Below are 26996 nucleotides of genomic sequence, written 5' to 3' on the forward strand. Positions count from 1 at the left end.
TCAGGACGACGTCTGCTGTGCGGCAAGCCGCAGCAGACTCTCGGCGTCCAGATCGTCGATGGACTCGCCGGGTTCGGCCGTCTCCTCGGCACCGGCCAGCCGCAGCACCAGGTCGAGCACTCCCGAACTCCGGAGCCGGGCCAGCGGGATACCGGCCAGCTTCTGCCGGAACTCGCGTTCCTCCGCCTCCTCGGGTGTCTCCGCATCCGTTGCGAGCCCGAGTTCCCTGCACAGGTGGGCGGCGACGGCGGCCGGGGTGGGATGGTCGAAAACGAGCGTGGCGGGCAGCCGCAGGCCGGTCTCGGCGTTCAGCCGGTTGCGCAGCTCGACGGCGAGCAGCGAGTCGAAGCCCAGATCCCTGAACGCCTGGTCCGGTCCGATGACCGATGTCGGGCCGTGGCCGAGCACCCGGCCGGCCAGCGACCGCACGGTGTCGAGGACACGTTCGTACTGCGTCCCCGGTTCCAGGCCGGCGAGTTGCCCGGCCAGGTCGCCCGACGGCCCTCCCGCGACGGCGAGGGTCCGGCGGCTCCCGGTCAGCAGGCCGGACAGCAGCGGCGGCACCGTCTGCCCGGCGTACCCGGTCAGCTCCAGCTTGACCGGTACGAGGAGGGGAGCGCCCGACCGGAGGGCCGCGTCGAACAGGGCCAGACCTTCCTCGTCACTCATCGGCACGACGCCGTGGCGAACCAGTCGGTGGCGGTCAGCGCTGTTCAGCCGCCCGGTGAGTTCGCTGTCCTGCGACCAGTGGCCCCAGGCGAGTGACTGCGCGGGTAGTCCCTGTGCCCGCCGTTGTCGGGCCAGGGCGTCGAGGTAGGCGTTCGCCGCCGCGTAGTTGGCCTGACCCGCCGACCCGAACACCCCTGACGCGGAGGAGAAGAGGATGAACGCGTCGAGCTGCCGGTCGCGGGTCAACTCGTGCAACAGGTACGCGCTGCGGGCCTTGGCGGCGAAGACCGCCTCCAACCGCTCCGGCGTGAGATTGGCGATCGTGGCGTCGTCGAGCACCCCCGCCGCGTGGATCACCACACCAGGTCGAACCTCGTCGAGCAACGCCGCCAACGCCACCCGGTCAGCCACATCACACGCCACCACCCGCACCCCCGGCAGATCCCGCAACAAATCCTCGGCACCCGGCGCATCCGGACCACGCCGTGAGACCAGCACCAGGTCGTCCACCCCGTACTCCCGCACCAGATGCCGGGCCAGGAGACCACCCAACGTGCCAGTACCACCGGTGACCAGCACCGGACCCGCGCCGAAATCAACCCAGGCAGCACTCTCGGCCCGCGCGGCACGTACCAACCTCGGCACCCGGATGCGGCCGTCGTCGTCGACCCGAAGCTGCGGCTCGTCACACACCGCCACCGCCGCCCGCGCCACCGCCGGGTCTGCCGTATCGACCAGCACCAGCCGGCCTGGGTGCTCCGTCTGCGCCGACGCCAACAAACCCCACACCGCCGCCGCATCCGGAACCGCCTGACCACCCGGCACCAGAACCAACCACCGCCGGTCATCGGCAGCCAACCGCTCCTGCACCCCAGCCAAGACGTCCGCCAGAACGACACCCGCGCAGTCCCACACCGGCAAGTCGGCCTCCACCCCACCGAACTGGCTGACCTCACCGACCTGGTCGGCTCGCCCGGGCTGACCGGCGTGGCTGACCTCATCGGCTTGGCCGGGCTGGTCGGTGTGGTTGAGCTGGCCGGTGTCGATCCAATCGATGGTGTAGAGGTTTCGCGGTGTCTTGGCGGGTGGCCGGTCCGGTAGTGGCCGCAGTACCAATGACCCCACTGTCGCTACCGGTCCGCCGTCGGTATCGGTCAGCGTCACCGACAGGCGGTCTCCATCGACTCGCATCCGCACCCGTGCCGCTGTCGCACCTGTGGCATGCACCACCACGTCCTGCCACGCAAACGGCAACACCACCGGTCCGCCGTCACCAGCCCCCCCGCCTACGACCACCGCCGGGTGCAACGCCGCGTCCAACAGCGCCGGATGGATCACCAACCGCCCGACACCCTCATGCTCCGATACCGGCAACCCCACCTCAGCGAAGACCTCACCACCGTCCACCCACACCGCTCGCACACCCCGGAACACCGGACCATATTCATAGCCCCGGGCCGCCAAGCCCTCATAAAAACCATCGACAGAAACCGGAATCGCGCCCACCGGCGGCCACACCGCACCCGCCCCCGGCAGCACCGGGGCCACAGCGGAACTGCCCCCCGACACCTCCACAACACCTGACATATTCACGTCGGCATGTTCAGCCAGCAAACCGGTCGCGTGACACACCCACGAATCATCACCGTCACCGTCACCGCGGGAGTACACAGCTACCCGGCCATCTCCACCCACCACCGTCTGCACCTCAACAAACCCCAACCCCTCCAACACCAACGGCACCTGCACCATCAACTCCCGCACCACCGACAACCCCACCACATCACCCGCACCCACCACCCACTCCACAAACTGCGCCCCCGGCACCAACACCACCCCGTTCACCACATGATCCCCCCACCACGAACCCACCCCCACCGAAACCCCCACCGACACCACCACACCACCATCACCCAACCGCACCACCCCACCACCACCACTACCACTGCCGTTGTTTCCGATGTTGCCGTCCAGCCAGAAACGCTCCCGCTGAAACGCATACGTCGGTATCTCGGCTGGTGACACCCCTACGGGCATCACCGAATCCCACTTCACCGCTACTCCCGCCACATGCAGCACCCCTGCCGCCCGTAGCACATCTTTCATGCCACCTTCACCGCGACGTAGCGTCCCCGTCACCACACCCCCCGACACCACATCCGCCACCCCCGCCAACAACACCGGATGACCCGACACCTCCACAAACCCCCGCACCCCATCACCCACCGCCGCCCGCACCGCATCCTCAAAACACACCACACCCCGCAAATTCTCAAACCAATACCCCGCATCCAAACCCCCACCATCCACCAACCCACCCGTCACCGTCGAATACCACGGCACCACACCCGACCGAAAACCCACCACACCCAAACGCTCCCGCAACACCCCCTCCACCACATCCACCCCCACCGAATGCGACGCATAATCCACATCCACCCACCGCACCCGCGCCCCACCCCAATCCACCGACCCCAACACCCCACGATCCCCCGACACCACACACAACCCCGGACCATTCACCGCCGCCACCGACACCCCCACCACACCCACCAACCGCAACCGCACCTCCTCCACCGACAACCACACCGACAACATCCCCCCACCACCACCCGACAAAAACTCCCCCACCACACCCGCCCGCACCGCCACCACCCGCGCACCCTCCTCCAACGACAACACCCCCGCCACCACCGCCGCCGCCACCTCACCCTGCGAATGACCCACCACCCCCACCGGAACAACCCCCAACGACCCCCACACCCGCGCCAACGACACCATCACCGCCCACATCAACGGCTGCACCACCCGCACATCACCACCCACCACCCCACCCGACAACAACACCCCCACCACCGAACAACCCACCCACGGCAACAAAACCCGATCACACTCCCCCATCGCCCCCGCAAACACCACCGACTCCACCAACAACCGACACGCCATCCCCTCCCACTGCCACCCCTGACCCGGAAACACAAACACCACACCCAAACCAGAACCAGAAACACCAGACGAACCCGAACTCAACGAACCCCGCAAACCACCCAACAACTCCTCCACCGAACCACCCACACCCACCGCCCGAAACGGCAACAACGCCCGCCCCCACAAACCCACCGCCACCGAACCCACCGACACACCCGAACCACCCGAACCACCCGAACCACCCAAAGCAAAACTCTCCAACCGCTCAACCTGCCCCCGCAAAGCCTCCCGAGAACGCCCCGACACCAACCACACCACCGGACCACCAACCCCATTAGCATCATCGGCATTGCCATCGCCATCGCCGGCAACATCAGTGCCAACCGACACCACGACATCCCCAGAAACCACAACCGAACCAGAGCCAGAAGACACCAGGTCAGAACCAGAGCCAGCCACCAAAGAAGAACGAGAAGAAACCAGAACCGAATCCGAATCCGAGCCCACAGTGGAACGCGATACCAACCCCGAAACCACACCCTCAGCAGCATCCGAGCCAGAAACAGAAACAGAATCAGAACCCGATGACACCGACAACCACTCCAGATCCGGCCCCTGCTCCACGATCACGTGCGCGTTCGTCCCACTCACCCCGAACGACGACACCCCTGCGCGACGCGGCCGACCCACCCCAGGCCACTCCGTCCGCTCCACCGCCAACTCCACCGCACCGGCCGACCAATCCACCTGTGGACTCGGCTCATCGATATGCAACGAGCGGGGAACCACACCATGCCGCATCGCCAGGACCATCTTGATCACACCAGCGATCCCGCCTGCGGCCTGCGTGTGCCCCAGATTCGACTTCACCGACCCCAACAGCAGCGGCCGTTCCCGATCCTGGCCGTACGTCGCCAGCACCGCATGCGCCTCGATCGGATCGCCCAACCGCGTCCCCGTCCCGTGTGCCTCCACCACGTCCACGTCCGCGGGGGACAGGCCGGCCGATCGCAACGCGTCCCGGATCACCTTCTGCTGTGCCGGCCCGCTCGGCGCGGCGAGGCCGTTGGACGCACCGTCCTGGTTCAGAGCACTGCCGCGCACCACCGCCAGCACCCGATGCCCCGCCCGGCGGGCGTCGGACAGCCGCTCCAGCAGCACCAGGCCGACACCTTCGGACCAGCCGGTGCCGTCCGCCGTGGCCGCGAAGGACTTGCACCGACCGTCGGCGGCCAGCCCACGCTGCCGGGAGAACTCCACGAAGGCGCGCGGGCTGAACATCGCGGTGACGCCGCCGGTGACGGCCATCCGGCAGTCGCCCGCACGCAGCGCCTGTACGGCCAGGTGCATGGCGACCAACGACGACGAGCACGCCGTGTCGACGGTCACCGCAGGCCCCTCGAACCCGAACGTGTAGGCGACCCGGCCCGAGACGACACTGGCCGCGTTGCCGATCAGCAGATGGCCTTCGACCTCCTCGGGGATGCTCCGCAGGCCGATCGTGTAGTCCTGCCCGTTGTTGCCGACGAAGACGCCGGTGGGGGTACCGCGCATCGTATGGGGGTCGATGCAGGCGTGTTCGAGCAGCTCCCAGCAGGTTTCCAGGAGGAGTCGCTGCTGCGGGTCCATGGCCAGGGCCTCCCGCGGGGAGATCCCGAAGAAGTCGGCGTCGAAGTCGGCCGCCCCGTCGAGGAAACCTCCCTCACGCAGGTAGGTGGTACCGGGGTGTTCCGGGTCCGGATGGTAGAGGGCGTCGAGGTCCCAGCCCCGGTCGGTGGGGAACGGCGAGATGACGTCACCCTCCTCCATCAACACCTGCCACAGCTCCTCGGCGGAAGAGATGCCGCCGGGGAACCGGCAGGTCATCCCGACGATGACGATCGGGTCGTCGTCGGCGGCGATGCTCTGCCCGTCACCAACCGGCACCGGGAGGTCGGTGCCGAAGAGCCGGGCCTGCAGGTGATCGGCCATCCCGGCCGGGGTGGGATGGTCGAAGACCACGGTGGTCGGCAGGGTGAGACCGGTGGCCTTGCACATCCGGTTGCGCAGTTCGACCGCGGTGAGCGAGTCGAAACCCTGCTCCTTGAAGGCACGTCGGACGTCCAACCGGTCCGCCGACTCGTGCCCGAGCACCGTCGCCGTGTGGCCGAGCACCAGGTCGAGCAGCGCCTCCCGCCGCTGGGCCGGGTCGAGGCCCCGGAGCTCCTCGACCGTCCGGGTGGCTGCGGTGTCGGGCTGTCCCGGGGCGCTCGTGCCGCCCTCGGCGATGTCGTCGAACAGCGAGGTTCGCCGGGCCACCGCGAACGTGCCGACGAACCGCTCCCAGTCGACGTCGGCCACGGTCGTGGTGGTCCGGTCCGCGCCGAGCACCGCGCCGAGCGCTGCCGTCGCCCGTTCGACCGGCATGGTCCGCAGGCCCCAGTCGGTGAGCTGCTCGCGGGCGGCGCCGTCGGCCATGCCGGGGCCGTCCCACGTGCCCCAGGCGATCGCGGTGGCGGTGCGGCCGTTGCCGCGCCGCCAGGAGGCGATGGCGTCGAGGTAGGCGTTCGCGGCGGCGTATCCGCCCTGGTTGCTGCCGCCCCAGACGCCGGCGCCGGAGGAGAACAGCACGAACGCGGTCAGCGGCCGGTCGCGGGTCAGTTCGTCGAGGTGCCGCGCGCCGTCGACCTTCGCCGCGAGCAGGTGTCCGAGGGTGGTCGGGTCGGTCTCGGCGAGGGATCCGGTGTCGCCGACCCCGGCGGCGTGGAAGACCGCCGTCAGGGGAACGTCCGGGTCGAGGTCGGCGAGCATCCGGGCGACCTGGTCCCGGTCGGCGACGTCGCAGGCGACCACGGTGGCCGTCGCGCCGAGCGCGGTCAGCTCGGCCTGCAGTTCGGCGGCGCCGGGGGTCGCCGCGCCGCGCCGCCCGGTCAGCACCAGGTGGCGGGCGCCCTCCTTCGCCAGCCATCGGGCCACGTTGGCGCCGACGCCGCCGAGGCCACCGGTGACCAGCACGGTGCCGTCCGGTCGCCACGACGCGGCACCGGTGACGGGGCTGCGGACGAGGCGGCGGGCGAGGACCCCGCCGGCCCGGATGGCGATCTGGTCGTCGTCGGCGGTGCCGCCGGCGAGGACGTCGGTCAGGCGGCTGGCGGCGTTCACGTCCGGCGCGTCGGGCAGGTCGATCAGGCCGCCCCAGGAGTGGGGCGTCTCCAGGGCGGCGACCCGGCCCAGGCCCCACAGCATCGCCTGGGCGGGCCGGGTGACGTGTTCGGTGTCGCCGACGGCCACGGCGCCGCAGGTGAGGGTCCACAGTGGTACGGGTGTCGGCGCGGCGCGCAGGGTCCGCAGCAGGTCCAGGGTCGACGCGAGCCCGTGGGGCACCACGTCGGCGGTGGGATGGGGTGACTCGTCCAGGCCGAGCAGGGAGAGCGCCCCGTCGAAGTGCCCCTCCCCGAGCGGATCGGTGGTCGAGGCGAGCGTCACCACCTCGGCACCGGAGCGGGCGAGGGCGGCGGACACCACCGGTACCCAGCCCTGCCGGTCGTCGTCCGGCGTGACCAGCAGCCACCGGCCACCGAGCCGCCCGGACGGCACCGGCCTCGGCACCCAGGCCACGTCGTACATCCACTGGCCGACACCGGCGCGCTCACGCTGCCGCCGTCGCCACGAGCTGAGCGCGGGCAGCAGCCCGGCGAGCGTACGCTGCTGGTCGGCGTCGACGCCGAGGTCGGTCGCCAGCCGGTCGACGTCGCCGGCCTCGACCGCGGACCAGAACTCCCCGTCCGGTCGGCCGGCGTCCTCCGTCGGCGCGGCCGGGTCGGCGTCCAGCCAGAAGCGCTCCCGCTGGAAGGGGTACGTCGGCAGCGCGCTCCGCCGTGCTCCCGCCCCCTCGAACAGGGTCTCCAGGGCCACGGGCACCCCGCAGGCGTACGCCTCGGCCAGCGACAGCAGGAAACGGTCCGCGCCGCCGGAGTCGCGCCGCAGCGAGTGCACCGTCCGGATCTGCGCGCCGGCCTCCTCGGCGGTCTCCTGCACCGGGGTGGACAGGACCGGATGCCCGCTGACCTCGATGAACGCGTCGTACCCGTCGGCGAGTAGCGACCGTACCGCGCCGATCAGGTCGACCGGTCGCCGGGCGTTGCGGAACCAGTACTCCGGGCCGAGTTCGGCGGTGTCCAGCGGACCGCCGGTCACGGTGGAGTAGAACGGCACCTCACCGGTGCGGGACGAGACTCCGTCGAGCAGTCCGACGAGCCGGTCGTGCAGGGGGTCGACCTGCTCGCAGTGCGACGCGACGGTGGCCGGCACCATCCGCGCCTGCCAGCCGGCGGCCTCGCGGTCGGCGACGAACGCCGTCAGGGTCGCCACGTCCCCGGCGACGGTGGTGGACCGTGGCCCGTTGACACCGGCGATGGCCAGCGTGCCCGGCCAGTCGGCGAGCGTCGCGGCCACCTGCTCGGCGGTGGCCGCGACGGAGGCGACCGCACCGTTGCCCACCAGCGCCTCGGCGAACAGCTTGCTGCGCTCGGCGATGATCCGGGCGGCGTCCTCCAGGCTGATCGCGCCGGCGACGTACGCCGCCGCCACCTCGCCCTGGCTCGAACCGACCACGGCCGCCGGCCGTACCCCGTGCGAGCGCCACAGGGCGGCGAGCCCCACCATGACCGCGAACAGCGCCGGCTGCACGACGTCGATGCGGTCGTAGCCGGGGGCGCCGGGCTCGCCGGTGAGCACGTCACGCAGGGACCAGTCGACGTACGGCGTCAGCGCGGTCTCGCAGTCGGCGACGGCGCGGGCGAAGACCGGCGAGGAACGGAGGAGTTCGGCACCCATGCCCGCCCACTGGGCGCCCTGCCCGGGGAAGACGAGGACGACCCGGCGTTCCCCCTCGGCCTCGCCGGTGACGACCTGCGGCGCGGGCTCCTGCCGGAGCAGGGATTCCAGGCCGCGTACGAGATCGGTCCGGGAACGCCCGCAGACGACGGCCCGGCGCTCCAGGGCGGCCCGCGTGGTGACCAGCGAGTAGGCCAGGTCGGTGAGATCGGCGTCGGGCCGGTCGCGCAGCAGGTCGAGCAGCCGCCCGGCCTGCGCCCGCAGCGCCGGTCCGCCGCGCGCGGAGAGCACCCACGGCAGTGGTCCGTCCACTCCCGGACCCGGCTCGGGCTCGGCGGCCGCCGGTGCCTGTTCGAGCACCACGTGGGCGTTGGTGCCGCTGATGCCGAACGACGACACCGCCGCCCGGCGCGGACGGCCGGTCTCCGGCCACGGCACCGCCTCCCGGAGCAGGGCCACCGATCCCGCGTTCCAGTCGACGTGCGGCGTCGGCTCGTCGATGTGCAGGGACTGCGGCAGCGTCCCGTACCGCATCGCGAGCACCATCTTGATGACGCCGGCGATGCCGGCGGCGGCCTGGGTGTGCGCGAGGTTCGACTTGACCGAGCCGAGCCAGCACGGCTGGTCGGCCGGCCGGTTCTGGCCGTACGTGGCGATCAGCGCCTGCGCCTCGATCGGGTCGCCGAGGTTGGTGCCGGTGCCGTGCGCCTCGACCGCGTCGACGTCGCCGGTGCCGAGCCGGGCCGCCACCAGGGCGTCCCGGATGACGCGCTGCTGCGCCGGACCGTTCGGGGCGGTCAGTCCGTTCGACGCGCCGTCCTGGTTGACCGCAGAGCCACGGACCAGGCCGAGGATCTCCCGACCGTTGCGTACCGCGTCGGAGAGCCGTTCGACGAGGACCAGCCCGACACCCTCGGAGAACCCGGCACCGTCCGACGCGGCGGCGAACGGCTTGCACCGGCCGTCCCTGGCCAGGCCCCGCTGCCGCGAGAACTCGACGAACACGTCGGGTGTGGACATCACGGTGACGCCGCCGGCCAGCGCGAGCGAGCATTCCCCGGACCGCAGGGCCTGCGCCGCGAGGTGCAGGGCCACCAGTGAGGACGAGCAGGCGGTGTCGACGGTCACCGCCGGCCCCTCCAGGCCCAGCGCGTACGCGACCCGGCCGGATGCGACGCTGCCCGCGTTGCCGTGGCCCAGGTATCCCTCGACGTTCGCCGGCATCTCGGGCAGCCGGGCGGCGTAGTCGTGGTACATCAGGCCGGCGAAGACGCCGGTGCGGCTGCCCCGCATCGCGTGCGGGTCGATACCGGCCCGCTCGATCGCCTCCCAGGACGTCTCCAGCAGCAGCCGCTGCTGCGGATCCATGGCCAGCGCCTCGCGCGGTGAGATCCCGAAGAACTCGGCGTCGAAGTCCGCGGCGTCGTAGAGGAATCCGCCCTCCCTGGCGTGAATGGTTCCCGGTCGCTCGCCCGACGGGTCGTAGAGGGCGGACACGTCCCATCCCCGGTCGGTCGGGAATGTCGAGACGACGTCGCGCCCCTCCACCAGGAGACGCCACAGGTCTTCCGGTGAGCTGACCCCGCCCGGAAACCGGCAGGCGACACCGATGATGGCGATCGGTTCGGTCGCCCTCGCCTGGAGCCGTTGCAGGCGTTCGTCGGTGCTCTGCAGCTCGGCCGTGACCCGCCGCAGATACTCTCGGAGCTTCGCTTCGTTCGACATGTGGTTTCCCGAATCTCTGCGAGGACGGGCCAGGGCCGTCAGGAGTCGCCGAATTTGCTGTCGATGAACTGGAAGATCTCGTCGTCGCTGGCGTCGTCCAGTCGCCCGCCGATGTCCGTGCCGTCGTCCCGTCGTCGCAGGTCGCCCCACATCGCGGTCAGTGCCCTCAGCCGTACGGTGATGTCGTCGCGCAGTTCCGCGTCGAGCTCTTCGTCGCTGCCGCCGACCGCCGCGGCCATGGCGTTCTCGAGCTGGGCGAGCTGGTCCACGAGCGACGGCCGGACGGCGGTGCCGAACAGCTCCGCCCGCAGGTACTCGGCCAGGGCGGCCGGCGTCGGATGATCGAACACCAGGGTCGCCGGCAGGCTCAGGTCGGTCACCGTCCTGAGACGGTTACGCAGCTCGACGGCGGTCAGCGAGTCGAAGCCCAGATCCTTGAACGGCCGACCGGCGCCGATGGTCGACAGCGAGGAGTGCCCCAGCACCTGGGCGGTCTGCCCGCGGACCAGATCGAGCAGGCCGGACAGCTGGCCCTCGGCATCCCGTCCGGCCAGTCGCGCCCGCATCGCGGCGGCCCGGTCCGGCGTGTCGCCGGCCGCCGTCCGCCGGTCGACCGGCAACAGTGCCCGGAGCAGCGGTGACGCGTCGGCCCGTGGGCGCAGATCGAGAGTGGCCGTCACGAGGGCGGGCCGGCCGGTACGCAGGGCAGCGTCGAACAGTGCCAGGGCATGCCGGTCGGACATCGGCAGGACACCCTGGTACGCCCTGGTGGTGTCGAGTGCCGCGGTCATGGTGCTGCCGGTTTCCCAGAGACCCCAGGCGAGTGACTGCGTGGGTAGTCCCTGCGCCTGCCGCTGGCGGGCCAGGGCGTCGAGGTACGCGTTCGCCGCCGCATAGTTGGCCTGACCCGCCGCACCGAACACCCCCGACGCCGACGAGAAGAACACCAACGCACACGACCCGTCGGTCAACTCATGCAGGTGCCGCGCGGCGACGGCCTTGGCCCGGAACACCGACTCCAACTGAGCTGCCGTCAGGTTGCCCACCGTCGCGTCGTCGAGCACCCCCGCTGCATGTACCACCACACGCGGTCGAACCTCGTCGAGCAACGCCGCCAACGCCTCCCGATCCGCCACGTCACACGCCACCACCCGCGCCTGCGGCAGGTCCCGGGCCAACCCGGCGGCACCCGGCGCGTCCGGACCTCGGCGGGACACCACCACCAGGTCGTTCGCGCCGTACTCGTGCACCAGATGCCGGGCAAGGAGACCACCCAACGTGCCGGTGCCACCGGTGATCAGCACCGGCCCGGCGCTGAAGTCCGGCTGTTGCCCGTCTTCGCCCGGCGTGGCACGCACCAACCTGGGCACCTGGATGCAGCCCTCGTCGTCGACCCGTAGCTGCGGCTCCCCACACACCGCCACTGCCGCCCGCGCCACCGTCGGGTCCGCCGTGTCGACCAGCACCAACCGATCCGGGTGCTCCGTCTGCGCCGACGCCAACAACCCCCACACCGCCGCCGCATCCGGGCTTGTCTGACCATCAGGGACCAGCACCAGCCACCGCCGGTCATCGGCAGCCAACCGCTCCTGAACGCCGACCAGCGCATCAGCCAGATCGACACCCGCGCAGTCCCACACCGGCAACGCGGCCTCCACCCCATCGAGGCCGACCCCACCGGACTGGCTGGTCTGGCTGGTCTGACCGGAGTGGTTGATCTGGGCGGCCTGGCTGGCCCGGCTCACCGCACCGTATTGGCTGGCCTCACCGGCCTGGCTGTCCTGGCTGATCCGGCCGGCGTCGATCCAGTCGACCGTGTAAAGATCCCGGACCGCCTTGACGGGCAGCTGGTCCGGTAGCGCTCGCAACACCAACGAACCGACCGTGACCACCGGTGCTCCGTCCCGATCGGTCAGACTCACCGACAGCGTGTCGCCGACGACCCGCATCCACACCCGCGCCTCTGTCGCACCCGTCGCATGCACCACCACGTCCTGCCACGCGAACGGCAACAGCGGCTCCGCCGGACCACTGGGCTCGTACAACCCCGCCACATGCAACGCGGCATCCAACAACGCCGGATGCACCCTGAAACGATCCACCTCCGCACGACCCACATCGTCCAGAGCCACCTCGGCGACCAACTCCCCGTCAACCCGCCACGCCGCCCGCAACCCCTGGAACACGGGCCCGTACTCCAGACCCACACCCGCCAACCGCTCATAAAAACCATCAACGGCAACCGGAACCGCCCCCACCGGCGGCCACACCTCATCCCCTCCCACCACACCACCAGCACCAGCACCAGCACCGGACACCTTCACCTCGGCGGCAGCAGCCAACAAACCGGTCGCATGACACACCCAATCCCCACTCCCCCTCCCACTCCCATCACCGCCACCACTACCATTTCCATTCCGGGAATACACCGCCACCCGACCATCCCCACCCACCACCGTCTGCACCTCAACAAACCCCAACCCCTCCAACACCAACGGCACCTGCACCATCAACTCCCGCACCACCGACAACCCCACCACATCACCCGCACCCACCACCCACTCCACAAACTGCGCCCCCGGCACCAACACCACCCCACCCACCACATGATCCCCCCACCACGAACCCACCCCCACCGAAACCCCCACCGACACCACCACACCACCATCACCCAACCGCACCACCCCACCACCACCACTACCACTGCCGTTGTTTCCGATGTTGCCGTCCAACCAGAAACGCTCCCGCTGAAACGCATACGTCGGTATCTCGGCTGGTGACACCCCTACGGGCATCACCGAATCCCACTTCACCGCTACTCCCGCCACATGCAGCACCCCCGCCGCCCGTAGCACATCTTTCATGCCACCTTCACCGCGCCGCAACGTCCCCGTCACCACACCCCCCGACACCACATCCGCCACCCCCGCCAACAACACCGGATGACCCGACACCTCCACAAACCCCCGCACCCCATCACCCACCGCCGCCCGCACCGCATCCTCAAAACACACCACACCCCGCAAATTCTCAAACCAATACCCCGCATCCAAACCCCCACCATCCACCAACCCACCCGTCACCGTCGAATACCACGGCACCACACCCGACCGAAAACCCACCACACCCAAACGCTCCCGCAACACCCCCTCCACCACATCCACCCCCACCGAATGCGACGCATAATCCACATCCACCCACCGCACCCGCGCCCCACCCCAATCCACCGACCCCAACACCCCACGATCCCCCGACACCACACACAACCCCGGACCATTCACCGCCGCCACCGACACCCCCACCACACCCACCAACCGCAACCGCACCTCCTCCACCGACAACCACACCGACAACATCCCCCCACCACCACCCGACAAAAACTCCCCCACCACACCCGCCCGCACCGCCACCACCCGCGCACCCTCCTCCAACGACAACACCCCCGCCACCACCGCCGCCGCCACCTCACCCTGCGAATGACCCACCACCCCCACCGGAACAACCCCCAACGACCCCCACACCCGCGCCAACGACACCATCACCGCCCACATCAACGGCTGCACCACCCGCACATCACCACCCACCACCCCACCCGACAACAACACCCCCACCACCGAACAACCCACCCACGGCAACAAAACCCGATCACACTCCCCCATCGCCCCCGCAAACACCACCGACTCCACCAACAACCGACACGCCATCCCCTCCCACTGCCACCCCTGACCCGGAAACACAAACACCACACCCAAACCAGAACCAGAACCAGAAACACCCGACGAAACCAAACCCGAACCAGAACCAGAAACACCAGACAAACCCGAACCAGAACCCGAACCCGAAACACCCGACGAACCCGAACTCAACGAACCCCGCAAACCACCCAACAACTCCTCCACCGAACCACCCACACCCACCGCCCGAAACGGCAACAACGCCCGCCCCCACAAACCCACCGCCACCGAACCCACCGACACACCCGAACCACCCAAAACAAAACCCTCCAACCGCTCAACCTGCCCCCGCAAAGCCTCCCGAGAACGCCCCGACACCAACCACACCACCGGACCACCAACCCCATTAGCATCATCGGCATTGCCATTGCCATCGCCGGCAACATCAGTGCCAACCGACACCACGACATCCCCAGAAACCACAACCGAACCAAAATCCGAACCCGAACCTGAATCCGACAACACCACAACCGAACCAGAACCAGCCACAGAAGAAGAACGAGAAGAACCCAAAACCGAACCCGAATGCGAACTCGAAACAGAGCCGGAGACCACACCCTCAGCAGCATCCGAGCCAGAAACAGAATCCGAGCCCGACGACACCGCAACCCACTCCGGATCCGGTGCCTGTTCCAGGATCACGTGCGCGTTCGTCCCACTCACCCCGAACGACGACACCCCCGCCCGGCGCGGCCGACCCACCCCAGGCCACACACTCCGCTCCACCGCCAACTCCACCAAACCCGCCGACCAATCCACCTCCCGACTCGGCTCATCGATATGCAACGACCGCGGCACCACACCATGCCGCATCGCCAACACCATCTTGATCACACCAGCCACACCCGCCGCCGCCTGCGCATGACCGATATTCGACTTCACCGACCCCAACAACAACGGCCGCACCCGACCCTGCCCATACACCGCCAACACCGCCTGCGCCTCAATCGGATCCCCCAACCGCGTCCCCGTCCCATGCCCCTCCACCACATCCACATCCACCCCAGACAACCCCGCCGACACCAACGCCTGCCGAATCACCCGCTGCTGCGACGGACCATTCGGCGCCGTCAACCCATTCGACGCACCATCCTGATTCACCGCCGAACCCCGCACCACCGCCAGGATGTGATGCCCACGACGCCGGGCATCCGACAGCCGTTCCAGCAGCAGCAGGCCGACACCCTCGGAGAAACCCGCGCCGTCGGCCGCGGCCGCGAAGGACTTGCACCGACCGTCGGCGGCCAACCCACGCTGCCGGGAGAACTCCACAAGGACACTCGGCGTCGCCATGATCGATACCCCGCCGGCGAGTGCCATGTCGCATTCCCCGGCCCGCAGCGACTGGGCAGCCAGATGCAACGCCACCAACGACGACGAACACGCCGTATCCACCGTCACCGCCGGACCCTCGAAACCAAACGTGTACGACACCCGACCCGACGCCACACTCCCCGCATTACCGTTCGTGAAATAACCCTCCAACTCCACCGGAACCGACCGCACCCGCGACCCGTAATCGTGATACATCAACCCCGCGAACACACCCGTCCGACTCCCCCGCAACGACAACGGATCCAAACCCGCCCGCTCCAACACCTCCCACGACACCTCCAACAACAACCGCTGCTGCGGATCCATCGCCAACGCCTCACGCGGCGAAATCCCGAACAGATCAGCATCGAAATCCGCAGCGTCGTACAGGAAGCCACCGTGTCGGGTGTAGGCGGTCCCCGGCTTCTCTCCGGTCGGGTCGTAGAGCGAGGCCAGGTCCCAGCCCCGGTCGGTGGGCAGATCACCGATCACGTCGGCGCCATCCGTGAGCAGCTGCCACAGATCCTCGGGTGAGGACACACCGCCGGGGAACCGGCACGCCATCGCAACGACGACGATCGGGTCCTCCTGCGTCGCGGTCGCCGTCGCGGGCACCTCCGAGGGCTGCGGTGAACCGAACATCAGCTCGTCGAGGTGGGCGGCCAGCGCCACAGGCGACGGATAATCGAAGACCAGCGTGGCTGGCAGCCGTACGTCCAACTGCGCAGCCACACGATTGCGCAGGTCTACCGCGGTCAGCGAATCGAAGCCCATGTCCCGGAAGGCCGAGCGGGGCTCGATCCGTCCCTCGTCTCGGAAGCCGAGAACCGCAGCCGCCTGTCCGCACACCAGCCGCAGGATGTCGGCACGGCGGTGCTCCATGTCCAGGACGGCGAGACGGCGAGCCCAGGTGGCGTCCCCCTCGCCAGTCGCGGCCATAGGACGCACCACCTTGACCAGCTGTGACAACAGCGGGGGCACCGCTGTGGAGCCGGTCAGGCGCAAGCGCGCCGGCATCACCACGGGAGCGTCCACCCGGAGTGCGGCGTCGAACAGCCGCAGCCCGAGTTCGTCACCGATCGGCAGCACCCGGGACCGCTCCAGGCGCTCGCGATCGGCCGAGCCGGTCATCGCGCTTTCGCTGTCCCAGAGGCCCCAGGCGAGTGACTGACCGGGTAGTCCCTGTGCCCGCCGTTGTCGGGCCAGGGCGTCGAGGTAGGCGTTCGCCGCCGCGTAGTTGGCCTGACCCGCCGAGCCGAACACACCGGCGGCCGAGGAGAAGAACACCAACGCGTCGAGCTGCCGGTCGCGGGTCAACTCGTGCAACAGGTACGCGCTGCGGGCCTTGGCGGCAAAGACCGCCTCCAACCGCTCCGGCGTGAGATTGGCGATCGTGGCATCGTCGAGCACCCCCGCCGCGTGGATCACCACACCAGGTCGAACCTCGTCGAGCAACGCCGCCAACGCCACCCGGTCAGCCACATCACACGCCACCACCCGCACCCCCGGCAGATCCCGCAACAAATCCTCGGCACCCGGCGCATCCGGACCACGCCGCGACACCAACACCACGTCGTCCACCCCGTACCCGCGCACCAGATGCCGGGCAAGGAGACCACCCAACGTGCCGGTGCCACCGGTGATCAACACCGGACCGGCACCAAAATCAACCCCGACATCGCCCTTGGCCGGCGCGGTCCGCACCAACCGGGGCACCCGAACACGGCCGTCGTCATCCACCTGTAGCTGCGGCTCGTCGCACACCGCCACCGCCGCCCGCGCCACCGCCGGGTCTACGGTGTCGACCAGTACGAACCGGTCCGGGTGCTCGGTCTGCGCCGACGCCAACAACCCCCACACCGCCGCCGCATCCGGAACCGCCTGACCACCAGGGACCAGAACCAGCCACCGCCGCTCGTCGGCAGCCAACCGCTCCTGCACCCCGACCAGAACATCAGCCAGGTCGGCACCCGCACAGTCCCACACCGGCAACTCAGCTTCCACCCCACCGAGGTCGACCGCACCGAACTGGCTGCCCTGGCCGGCATGGCCGACCTGGTTCGCCTCCCCGGCCTGGCTGACCTGGCTGAGTTGGCCACCGTGGCGGACCTGACCGGTGTCGATCCAGTCGATGGTGTAGAGGTCTCGCACCGTCCTGGCCGGTAGCTGGTCCGGTAGCGGCCGCAACACCAACGAACCCACCGTGGCTACCGGTCCGCCGTCGGTATCGGTCAACGTCACCGACAGCCGGTCTCCATCGACTCGCATCCGTACCCGCGCCTCGGTCGCACCGGTCGCATGCACCACCACGTCCTGCCACGCAAACGGCAACACCACCGGTCCACTGTCACCAACACCCCCACCCACCACCACCGCCGCGTGCAAAGCCGCATCCAACAACGCCGGATGAATCACCAACCGCCCGACACCCTCATGCCCCGACACCGGCAACCCCACCTCAGCGAAAACCTCACCCCCACCCACCCACACCGCCCGCACACCCCGGAACACCGGACCATACTCATAACCCCGCGCCGCCAACCCCTCATAAAAACCCTCAACCGACACCGGAACCGCACCCACCGGCGGCCACACCGAACCAAACTCCACCGGCAATGCCGACACCCCATCCGACACCTTCACCTCGGCGGCAGCAGCCAACAAACCCGTCGCATGACACACCCAATCCCCACTCCCGTTCCCACCACCGCCACCACTACCATTTCCATTCCGGGAATACACCGCCACCCGGCCATCCCCACCCACCACCGTCTGCACCTCAACAAACCCCGACCCCTCCAACACCAACGGCACCTGCACCATCAACTCCCGCACCACCGACAACCCCACCACATCACCCGCACCCACCACCCACTCCACAAACTGCGCCCCCGGCACCAACACCACCCCACCCACCATGTGATCCCCCCACCACGAACCCACCCCCACCGAAACCCTCCCCGACACCACCACACCACCATCACCCAACCGCACCACCCCACCACCACCACTGCCGCTGATTCCGGTACTACCCTCCAACCAAAAACGCTCCCGCTGAAACGCATACGTCGGCAACTCAACCGGCGGCACCCCCACCGGCATCACCGAACCCCAATCCACCCCCACCCCCGCCACATGCAACACCCCCGCCGCCCGCAACACATCCCCCAAACCACCTTCACCGCGCCGCAACGTCCCCGTCACCACACCCCCCGACACCACATCCGCCACCCCCGCCAACAACACCGGATGACCCGACACCTCCACAAACCCCCGCACCCCATCACCCACCGCCGCCCGCACCGCATCCTCAAAACACACCACACCCCGCAAATTCTCAAACCAATACCCCGCATCCAAACCCCCACCATCCACCAACCCACCCGTCACCGTCGAATACCACGGCACCACACCCGACCGAAAACCCACCACACCCAAACGCTCCCGCAACACCCCCTCCACCACATCCACCCCCACCGAATGCGACGCATAATCCACATCCACCCACCGCACCCGCGCCCCACCCCAATCCACCGACCCCAACACCCCACGATCCCCCGACACCACACACAACCCCGGACCATTCACCGCCGCCACCGACACCCCCACCACACCCACCAACCGCAACCGCACCTCCTCCACCGACAACCACACCGACAACATCCCCCCACCACCACCCGACAAAAACTCCCCCACCACACCCGCCCGCACCGCCACCACCCGCGCACCCTCCTCCAACGACAACACCCCCGCCACCACCGCCGCCGCCACCTCACCCTGCGAATGACCCACCACCCCCACCGGAACAACCCCCAACGACCCCCACACCCGCGCCAACGACACCATCACCGCCCACATCAACGGCTGCACCACCCGCACATCACCACCCACCACCCCACCCGACAACAACACCCCCACCACCGAACAACCCACCCACGGCAACAAAACCCGATCACACTCCCCCATCGCCCCCGCAAACACCACCGACTCCACCAACAACCGACACGCCATCCCCTCCCACTGCCACCCCTGACCCGGAAACACAAACACCACACCCAAACCAGAACCACCCGACGAAACCAAACCAGAACCAGAACCAGAAACACCAGACAAACCCGAACCCGAAACACCCGACGAACCCGAACCCGAAACACCCGACGAACCCGAACTCAACGAACCCCGCAAACCACCCAACAACTCCTCCACCGAACCACCCACACCCACCGCCCGAAACGGCAACAACGCCCGCCCCCACAAACCCACCGCCACCGAACCCACCGACACACCCAAACCACCCGAACCACCCGAACCACCCAAAGCAAAACTCTCCAACCGCTCAACCTGCCCCACCAACCCCTCCCATGAACGCCCCGACACCAACCACACCACCGGACGATCCGCATCCGCAGTGCGGGCGACATCAGTACCCGCAGGTACAACAACATCCCCACAAAGCACACCCGAATCCGAATCCGACAATGCCACAACAGAACCAGAACCAGCAGCAGAGAAAGAAGGGGAAGAAACAGAAACCGAATGCGAGCCCAAAGCAGAATCCGAACCAGAAACGGAATCCGGATTCGACGGCACCAGCAACCACTCCGGATCCGGTGCCTGTTCCAGGATCACGTGCGCGTTCGTCCCACTCACCCCGAACGACGACACCCCGGCCCGACGCGGCCGACCCACCCCAGGCCACACCGTCCGCTCCACCGCCAACTCCACCAAACCCGCCGACCAATCCACCTCCCGACTCGGCTCATCGATATGCAACGACCGCGGCACCACACCATGCCGCATCGCCAACACCATCTTGATCACACCAGCCACACCCGCCGCCGCCTGCGTGTGACCAATATTCGACTTCACCGACCCCAACAGCAGCGGCCACACCCGACCCTGCCCGTACGCCGCCAACACCGCCTGCGCCTCAATCGGATCCCCCAACCGCGTCCCCGTCCCATGCCCCTCCACCACATCCACATCCACCCCAGACAACCCCGCCGACACCAACGCCTGCCGAATCACCCGCTGCTGCGACGGACCATTCGGCGCCGTCAACCCATTCGACGCACCATCCTGATTCACCGCCGAACCCCGCACCACCGCCAACACCCGATGCCCACGCTCCCGCGCCACCGACAACCGCTCCACCAACAACACCCCCACCCCCTCAGACCACCCCGTCCCATCCGCCCCCGCCGCAAACGACTTACACCGCCCATCCACCGCCAACCCCCGCTGCCGCGAAAACTCCACAAACACCCCCGGCGTCGCCATCACCGTCACCCCACCAGCCAACGCCAGATCACACTCACCCAACCGCAACGACTGCACCGCCAAATGCAACGCCACCAACGACGACGAACACGCCGTATCCACCGTCACCGCCGGACCCTCGAAACCAAACGTGTACGACACCCGACCCGACACCACACTGGCGGCGTTGCCGGTCAGCAGATGGCCTTCCACCTCGGCGGGAACGTTCGCGTCGGCCGGGCGGTAATCCTGACCGTTACTTCCGACGAACACCCCGGTACGGCTACCGCGCAGCGACAGCGGATCGATACCCGCCCGCTCCAAAACCTCCCACGACACCTCCAACAACAACCGCTGCTGCGGATCCATCGCCAACGCCTCACGCGGAGAAACACCAAAAAACCCCGCATCAAAATCCCCAGCCCCATACAAAAACCCACCCTCACACGCATAACTCGTCCCCACCCGATCCGGATCCGGATCAAACAACCCACCCACATCCCAACCCCGATCCACCGGAAAACCACCCACCGCATCCCGCTCCCCCACCACCAGATCCCACAAATCCTCCGGCGACCACACACCCCCCGGAAAACGACACGCCATACCCACGATCACCACCGGATCCCCCTCCACCACCCCCGACACCACACCCGAACCCGAACCCGAACCCGAAACCACACCACCGAACAACACCTCATCCAGATGACCAGCCAGCACCACAGGCGACGGATAGTCGAACGCCAGGGTCGCGGAGAGGGGTTCGCCGACGGCTGTCGACAACTGGTTGCGGAGTTCGACGGCGCTCAGCGAGGTGAAGCCGAGGTCCTTGAAGGCCCGCTCCATGTCGATGCGCCTCGGGTCGGGCTCGCCGAGCACGAGCGCGGTGTGCTCGCGGACGAGGTCGCTGAGGCGTGCCCGGCGTGCCGCCGGGGCGAGTTCGCCGAGTTCGGCGATCGGCCGCCGGTCCGGTGCCGGTGGCGCGGCGACGGCGAGGTTGCTCAGCAGCGGGCTGGGCCTGGTGGCGGTGAAGGCGGCCGGGAACCTCTCCCAGTCGATGTCGGCGATCGTCACCGAGGTGTCGCCACGGTCGAGGACGTGTCGCAGGGCGGCCAGTGCCCGCTGGGGTGGCAGCGCGGTGTAGCCGGTACGACGGAGTTCGCGGACGCCGTCGGCCATGCCCGCCCCTGCCCACGGACCCCAGGAGATCACCACCGCGGGGCGTCCGGCCCTGCGCATCGAGCGGCCGAGGGCGTCGAGGTACGCGTTGGCAGCGGCGTAGTTGGCCTGCCCGGGGGTGCCGATGGTGCCGGCGACCGAGGAGAACAGCACGAACGCGGTCAGCGGGTGGTCCCGGGTCAGCTCGTCGAGCAGGCGTGCCGAGTGTGCCTTGGCGGCCAGGACGGTCGCGAAGCGGGACGGCGACAGCGAGGCGATCACCCCGTCGTCGAGGATCCCCGCGGTGTGGAAGACCGCGGTGACCGCGCCGACGGTCCGCAGCGCGTCCGCGACCTGGTCCCGGTCGGCGACGTCGCAGGCGAGGACGGTCACGTCGCAGCCGTGCTCCCGCAGGTCCCGTACCAGGCCGGCGGCACCGGGCGCGTCCGGGCCACGCCGACTGAGCAGGACGACGTGGTCCGCGCCGCGTTGCGCCACCCATCGGGCGACGCCCGCTCCGAGCGCACCGGTTCCCCCGGTGATCAGTACCGTGCCGTGCGGTGTCCACGACGTGTCGTCGGTGGCGTGCCGGGTCAGCGGCAGCCGCTCCAGCCGGCGGGCGAGGACTCCGCCCGTCCGGATGGCGAGCTGGTCCTCGCCGCTGTCGGAGAGCAGCACGTCGACGAGGCGGTCGGCGGCGGCCCGGCTTGCGGCGGGTAGGTCGACGAGACCACCCCACCGGGTGGGGTGTTCGAGGGCTGCCACCCGGCCGAAGCCCCAGGTGGCCGCGGCGGCGGGGTGCTCAGCGGCGCCGGTGGTGCCCACCCACAGGCGACCGGGTGCCGTCTCCGGGACGGCCTGGAGCAGCCCGAGCACGCTGGTGAGGCCGACCGGCACAGCGGCTTCCGGGTCGTCCCCTCCGTCGACGTCGCACAGCGAGAGAATCCCGTCGTAGTCGTCCCCGATCGGGTCGGGCGGCGACCCGGGATCCACCGTCAGGGTGGTGACGTCGGCGCCGGCCGCGGTCAGCGCGGTGGCGGCGAGGGCGCCCCAGCCGTCGGGGTCGCGGTCGTCGGCGACCACCAGCCACCGGCCGGGACGTCGGGTGCGGTCGAGCCGGGGCACGCTGGTCCACGTCTCGCGGTAGCACCAGCGGCGCAGTTCGGCCTCGTCCCGCTGCTGGTGCCGCCAGGCGGCGAAGGCGGGCAGCAGCGGGGCGAGTTTCTCGTCGAGGGGTATCTCGCCGCGCTCCAGCGCCGCCCAGAACCCCCCGTCGCCGTCCGGGTCGGCCGCCGCGGCGGGTCGCGGCGGCAGCCAGAAGTGTTGCCGTTGGAACGCGTACGTCGGCAGGTCGTCGGGTGCCGCCACCGTGGGCGACACCGGCGCCCAGTCCACCGGCACCCCGGCGGTGTGCAGGGCACCCAGGGCGGTCAGCCAGGTGACCGCCTCGTCGGCGTCCCGGCGCGACACCGGCACCACCCGGTGATCGGGCAGCATCGCCGTCAACGTCGCGTCCGGACCCACCTCGACACAGGTCCCGGTGCCCACCGCGGCCATCGCGTCGGCGAACCGGACCGTGTGCCGGATCTGACGCACCCAGTACTCCGGCACGGTCAGCTCCGCACCGACCTCCACGCTCGACACCATCGGCACCCGCGCGGGCCGGTACTCCACCGACGCCGCGACCTGGGCGAACTCGGCGAGCATCGGCTCCATCGCCGCCGAGTGGAACGCGTGCGACACCCGGAGCCGGCGGACCCGTACCCCGGCCGCCGTCAACCGGTCCGCGGCGGCGTCTACCGCGGCTTCCGGGCCGGAGAGCACCACCTGGTCCGGGCCGTTGACCGCCGCCACGTCCAAACCCAGACCGGCCACCGCCGACTCGCCGGCCTGCACGGCGAGCATCGCCCCACCGGCGGGCAGCGCGTCCATCAGGGCCGCCCGCGCCGCCACCATCCGGCAGGCGTCCGCCAGGTCGAGGATGCCGGCGGCGACCGCCGCGGCGTACTCGCCGACGGAGTGCCCGACCAGCGCCCGTGGCCGCACCCCGAACGAGCGCAGCAACGCCACCTGCGCCACCTGCACCGCGAACAGGCCCGGCTGGGCGTAACGGGTCCGGTCCAGCAACGGGCCGCCCTCGGCGACCACCGCACGCAACGGTCGCGGCAGCAGCCCGTCGAGCAGGTCGCACACCCGGGCGAACTCCCGGGCGAAGACCGGGAAGCGCGCCGCCAGCCCCAGCCCCATGCCCGCCCGCTGCGAACCCTGGCCCGGGAACAGCCACCCCACGGCCGCCTCGCCGGTGGCGACCGGCTGCGGTGCGGCCCGCAGGCTCGCCAGCAGTTGCGGGGGCGAGACGCCGACCCCGACCGCCCGGTAGGGCAGCACCGCCCGTGCGGCGAGCCCGGACGCCACGGCCTGCGCCGACACCTCCGGCCGCTGCTCGACGTACGCCGCCAACCGGCCGACCTGCGCCCGCAACGCGTCGGCCGACCGCGCCGACACCGTCCACACCGTCGGACCGTCGACCTCGACCTCGACGGCCGGCTCCGGCACGGCCTGCGGTGCCTGCTCCAGGACGACGTGGGCGTTGGTGCCGCTGACGCCGAAGGACGAGACGCCGGCGCGACGGGGACGGTCCACCCGCGGCCAGTCACCGGTGCGCGCCGCCAGCTCCACCGCGCCGGCCGACCAGTCCACCTGTGGGCTCGGCGCGTCGACGTGCAGTGACTGCGGCACCAGGCCGTGGCGCATCGCCAGGATCATCTTGATCACCCCGGCGACGCCCGCGGCCGCCTGCGTGTGACCGATGTTCGACTTGATCGAACCCAGCAGCAGCGGCCGGTCACGATCCTGTCCGTACGTCGCCAGGAGGGCCTGCGCCTCGATCGGGTCGCCCAGCCGGGTTCCGGTCCCGTGTGCCTCCACCACGTCCACGTCCGCCGCCGACAGACCCGCCGAGGCGAGCGCCTGACGGATCACCCGCTGCTGGGACGGGCCGTTCGGGGCGGTCAGCCCGTTCGACGCGCCGTCCTGGTTGACGGCCGAACCCCGTACCACGGCCAGCACCTGGTGACCGTTGCGCCGGGCGTCCGACAGCCGCTCCACCAGCAGCACACCGGCGCCCTCCGACAGGCCGAACCCGTCCGCGGCCGCGGCGAACGACTTGCACCGCCCGTCCGGTGCGAGATTGCCGTGCGTGCTGAACTCGACGAACATGCCGAGGCTGGGCATCACGGTCACGCCGCCGGCCACCGCCAGCGGGCACTCGCCCCGGCGCACCGCCTGCACGGCCAGGTGCAGGGCGACCAGCGACGACGAGCACGCCGTGTCGACGGTCACCGCCGGACCCTCGAACCCGAACGTGTAGGAGACGCGGCCGGCGACAACGCTGATGGTGTTGCCGGTGAAGGCGAAGCCCTCGTGTCCGGAGCCCTCGTCGAGCCGGGGGCCGTACTCCATACCCATCGCGCCGACGAACACCCCGGTCCGGCTGCCGCGCAGGGTGGTGGCGTCGATGCCCGCCCGTTCGATCGTCTCCCAGGTGGTTTCGAGCAGCAGGCGCTGCTGCGGGTCCATCGCCAGCGCCTCGCGCGGGGAGATGCCGAAGAAGTCCGCGTCGAACAGGGCGGCGTCGTAGAGGAAGCCCGCCTCGCGCTGGTAGTAGCGGCCCGGCCCGGTGGGCGGTTCCTGGTGGGCGGCCTCGCTGTCCCAGCCCCGGTCGGTGGGGAACTCGGACACCAGGTCGGCGCCGTCGACGAGCAGCGGCCACAGCTCCTCGGGACCGGTCACCCCGCCGGGCAGGCGGCAGCCCCAGCCGACGATGACGACGGGGTCGTCGTCGGCCGGTGCCGGGGACGCCGCGTCCGCCGGGGTGTCCTCCCACCCGGGGACGAGTTCGGCGTGCAGGAACTCGGCGAGGCGGCGGGGGCTCGGGTGGTCGAAGATGGCGGTGGCCGCAATGCGCAGTCCGGTCGCCGCCACCACCCGGTCGCGGACGGCCATGCCGGTGACGGAGTCGAAGCCGAGCTGGCTGAACGTCCGGTCCTCGGCGAAGGTGTCCACCCCGAGCCCGGCGCACTCGTGGCGGATCAGGTCGATCAGGCGGTCCCGCTGTTCGGCGCGGTCCAGGCCGATCAGCTCGGCCGCCAGGGTGGAGGGCCCCCGCACGGTGTCCCCGGCCGGCCGCTCGTAGAGCCGCCGGCCGAGGTCGGCGGGCAACGTGACGGCGGTGTCGCCGTAGACGGTGGCCGGGGTCAGCGGGCCTCCCGCCACCCACAGCTCGGCCAGGGAGGTGGCCAGGCGGCGGAGCCCGCCCTGGCCACGGCGCAGCGAGCCGACGGCGGCCAACGGGCGGTCCGCGCGCTCCGCGGTCTGCACCATCGCGGCGGTGAGGACGGGGTGCGGGCTGATCTCCAGGGCGAGCTGGTAGCCGGCGGCCAGGGCCGCCTCGGTGGCCAGGTCGAAGCGGGAGACCTCGCGGAGGCAGCGGCACCAGTAGTCGGCGTCGGCGGGCGTCGCGCCGAGCGGTCCGCCGCGCGCGGCGGTGAACACGGGCAGCGTGGCCGGCCGGGGGCGGATGCCGGCCAGGTCGGTCGTCATCCGGGGAACGATGCGGTCGATGTGTGCCGAGTGGGCGGCGTGGGCGACCGCCGCGGTCCGGGCGTGGATCCCCCGCTCGTCGCAGACCCGCCGGAACTCGTCTGCCGCGTCGGCGTCGCCGGTGACGACGACCGAGGTGGGGCCGTTGACGACGCCGACGACCAGGCGGCCTTCCCAGCGGTCGAGCATCCGGCGGACGGTGTCGGGCGGCGCCAGGACGGAGACCATCGCGCCCGCTCCGGCCAGGGTCTGCTGGGCCTGGCTCCAGCGGGCCATGACCCGGGCGCCGTCGTCGAGGTCGAGCACGCCGGCGACGACGGCGGCGGGCACCTCGCCGATGCTGTGCCCGATGACGGCGGACGCCTCGACGCCGACGGCCCGCCAGGCTTCGACCAGGCCGAGGGTGACGGCGTAGAGCGAGGGTTGGACGACGTCGGTCCGTCGGAGCAGCCCGGCCGGCGCGTGGCCGCGCAGCACGTCGCCGACGGGCCAGTCGACGAACGGCTCGATCGCCTGCGCGCATTCGTCGACCCGTCGGGCGAAGGCCGGTGACGTGTCCAGCAGCTCCGTGGCCATGCCGTCCCACTGGGCACCCTGGCCGGGGAAGACGAACACCACCCGGTCGTCGTCCACCGGCTCGCCGCGGACCAGCGCGGGGGTGTCTCCGCCGGCGGCGAGCGTGTCCAGGGTCGCGGCCAGGTCGTCGCGGCCGTCGGCGACGACGGCCGTGCGTGGCTCCCGGGATACGTGGTCGGCGGCGAGCCGGGCCAGGGCGTGTGCCACCTCCCGTGG

Annotated in this window: 2 protein-coding genes; both read right to left on the reverse strand. The window is 70.0% G+C overall.

Annotated elements, in window-relative coordinates; genetic code table 11:
- Positions 1-10191, reverse strand: coding sequence for a type I polyketide synthase (locus GA0070623_RS31365; RefSeq protein WP_407937991.1), 10191 nt, complete (start codon positions 10189-10191; stop codon positions 1-3).
- Complete coding sequence (locus tag GA0070623_RS30905) at positions 10176-26987, reverse strand: type I polyketide synthase (protein WP_231932704.1); 16812 nt, start codon at positions 26985-26987, stop codon at positions 10176-10178. The genes GA0070623_RS31365 and GA0070623_RS30905 overlap by 16 nt, the downstream gene beginning before the upstream one ends.
- Positions 26988-26996: the final 9 nt, after the last annotated feature.

The organism is Micromonospora rifamycinica (assembly GCF_900090265.1).
In the GTDB taxonomy this organism is placed as follows: Bacteria; Actinomycetota; Actinomycetes; order Mycobacteriales; family Micromonosporaceae; genus Micromonospora; species Micromonospora rifamycinica.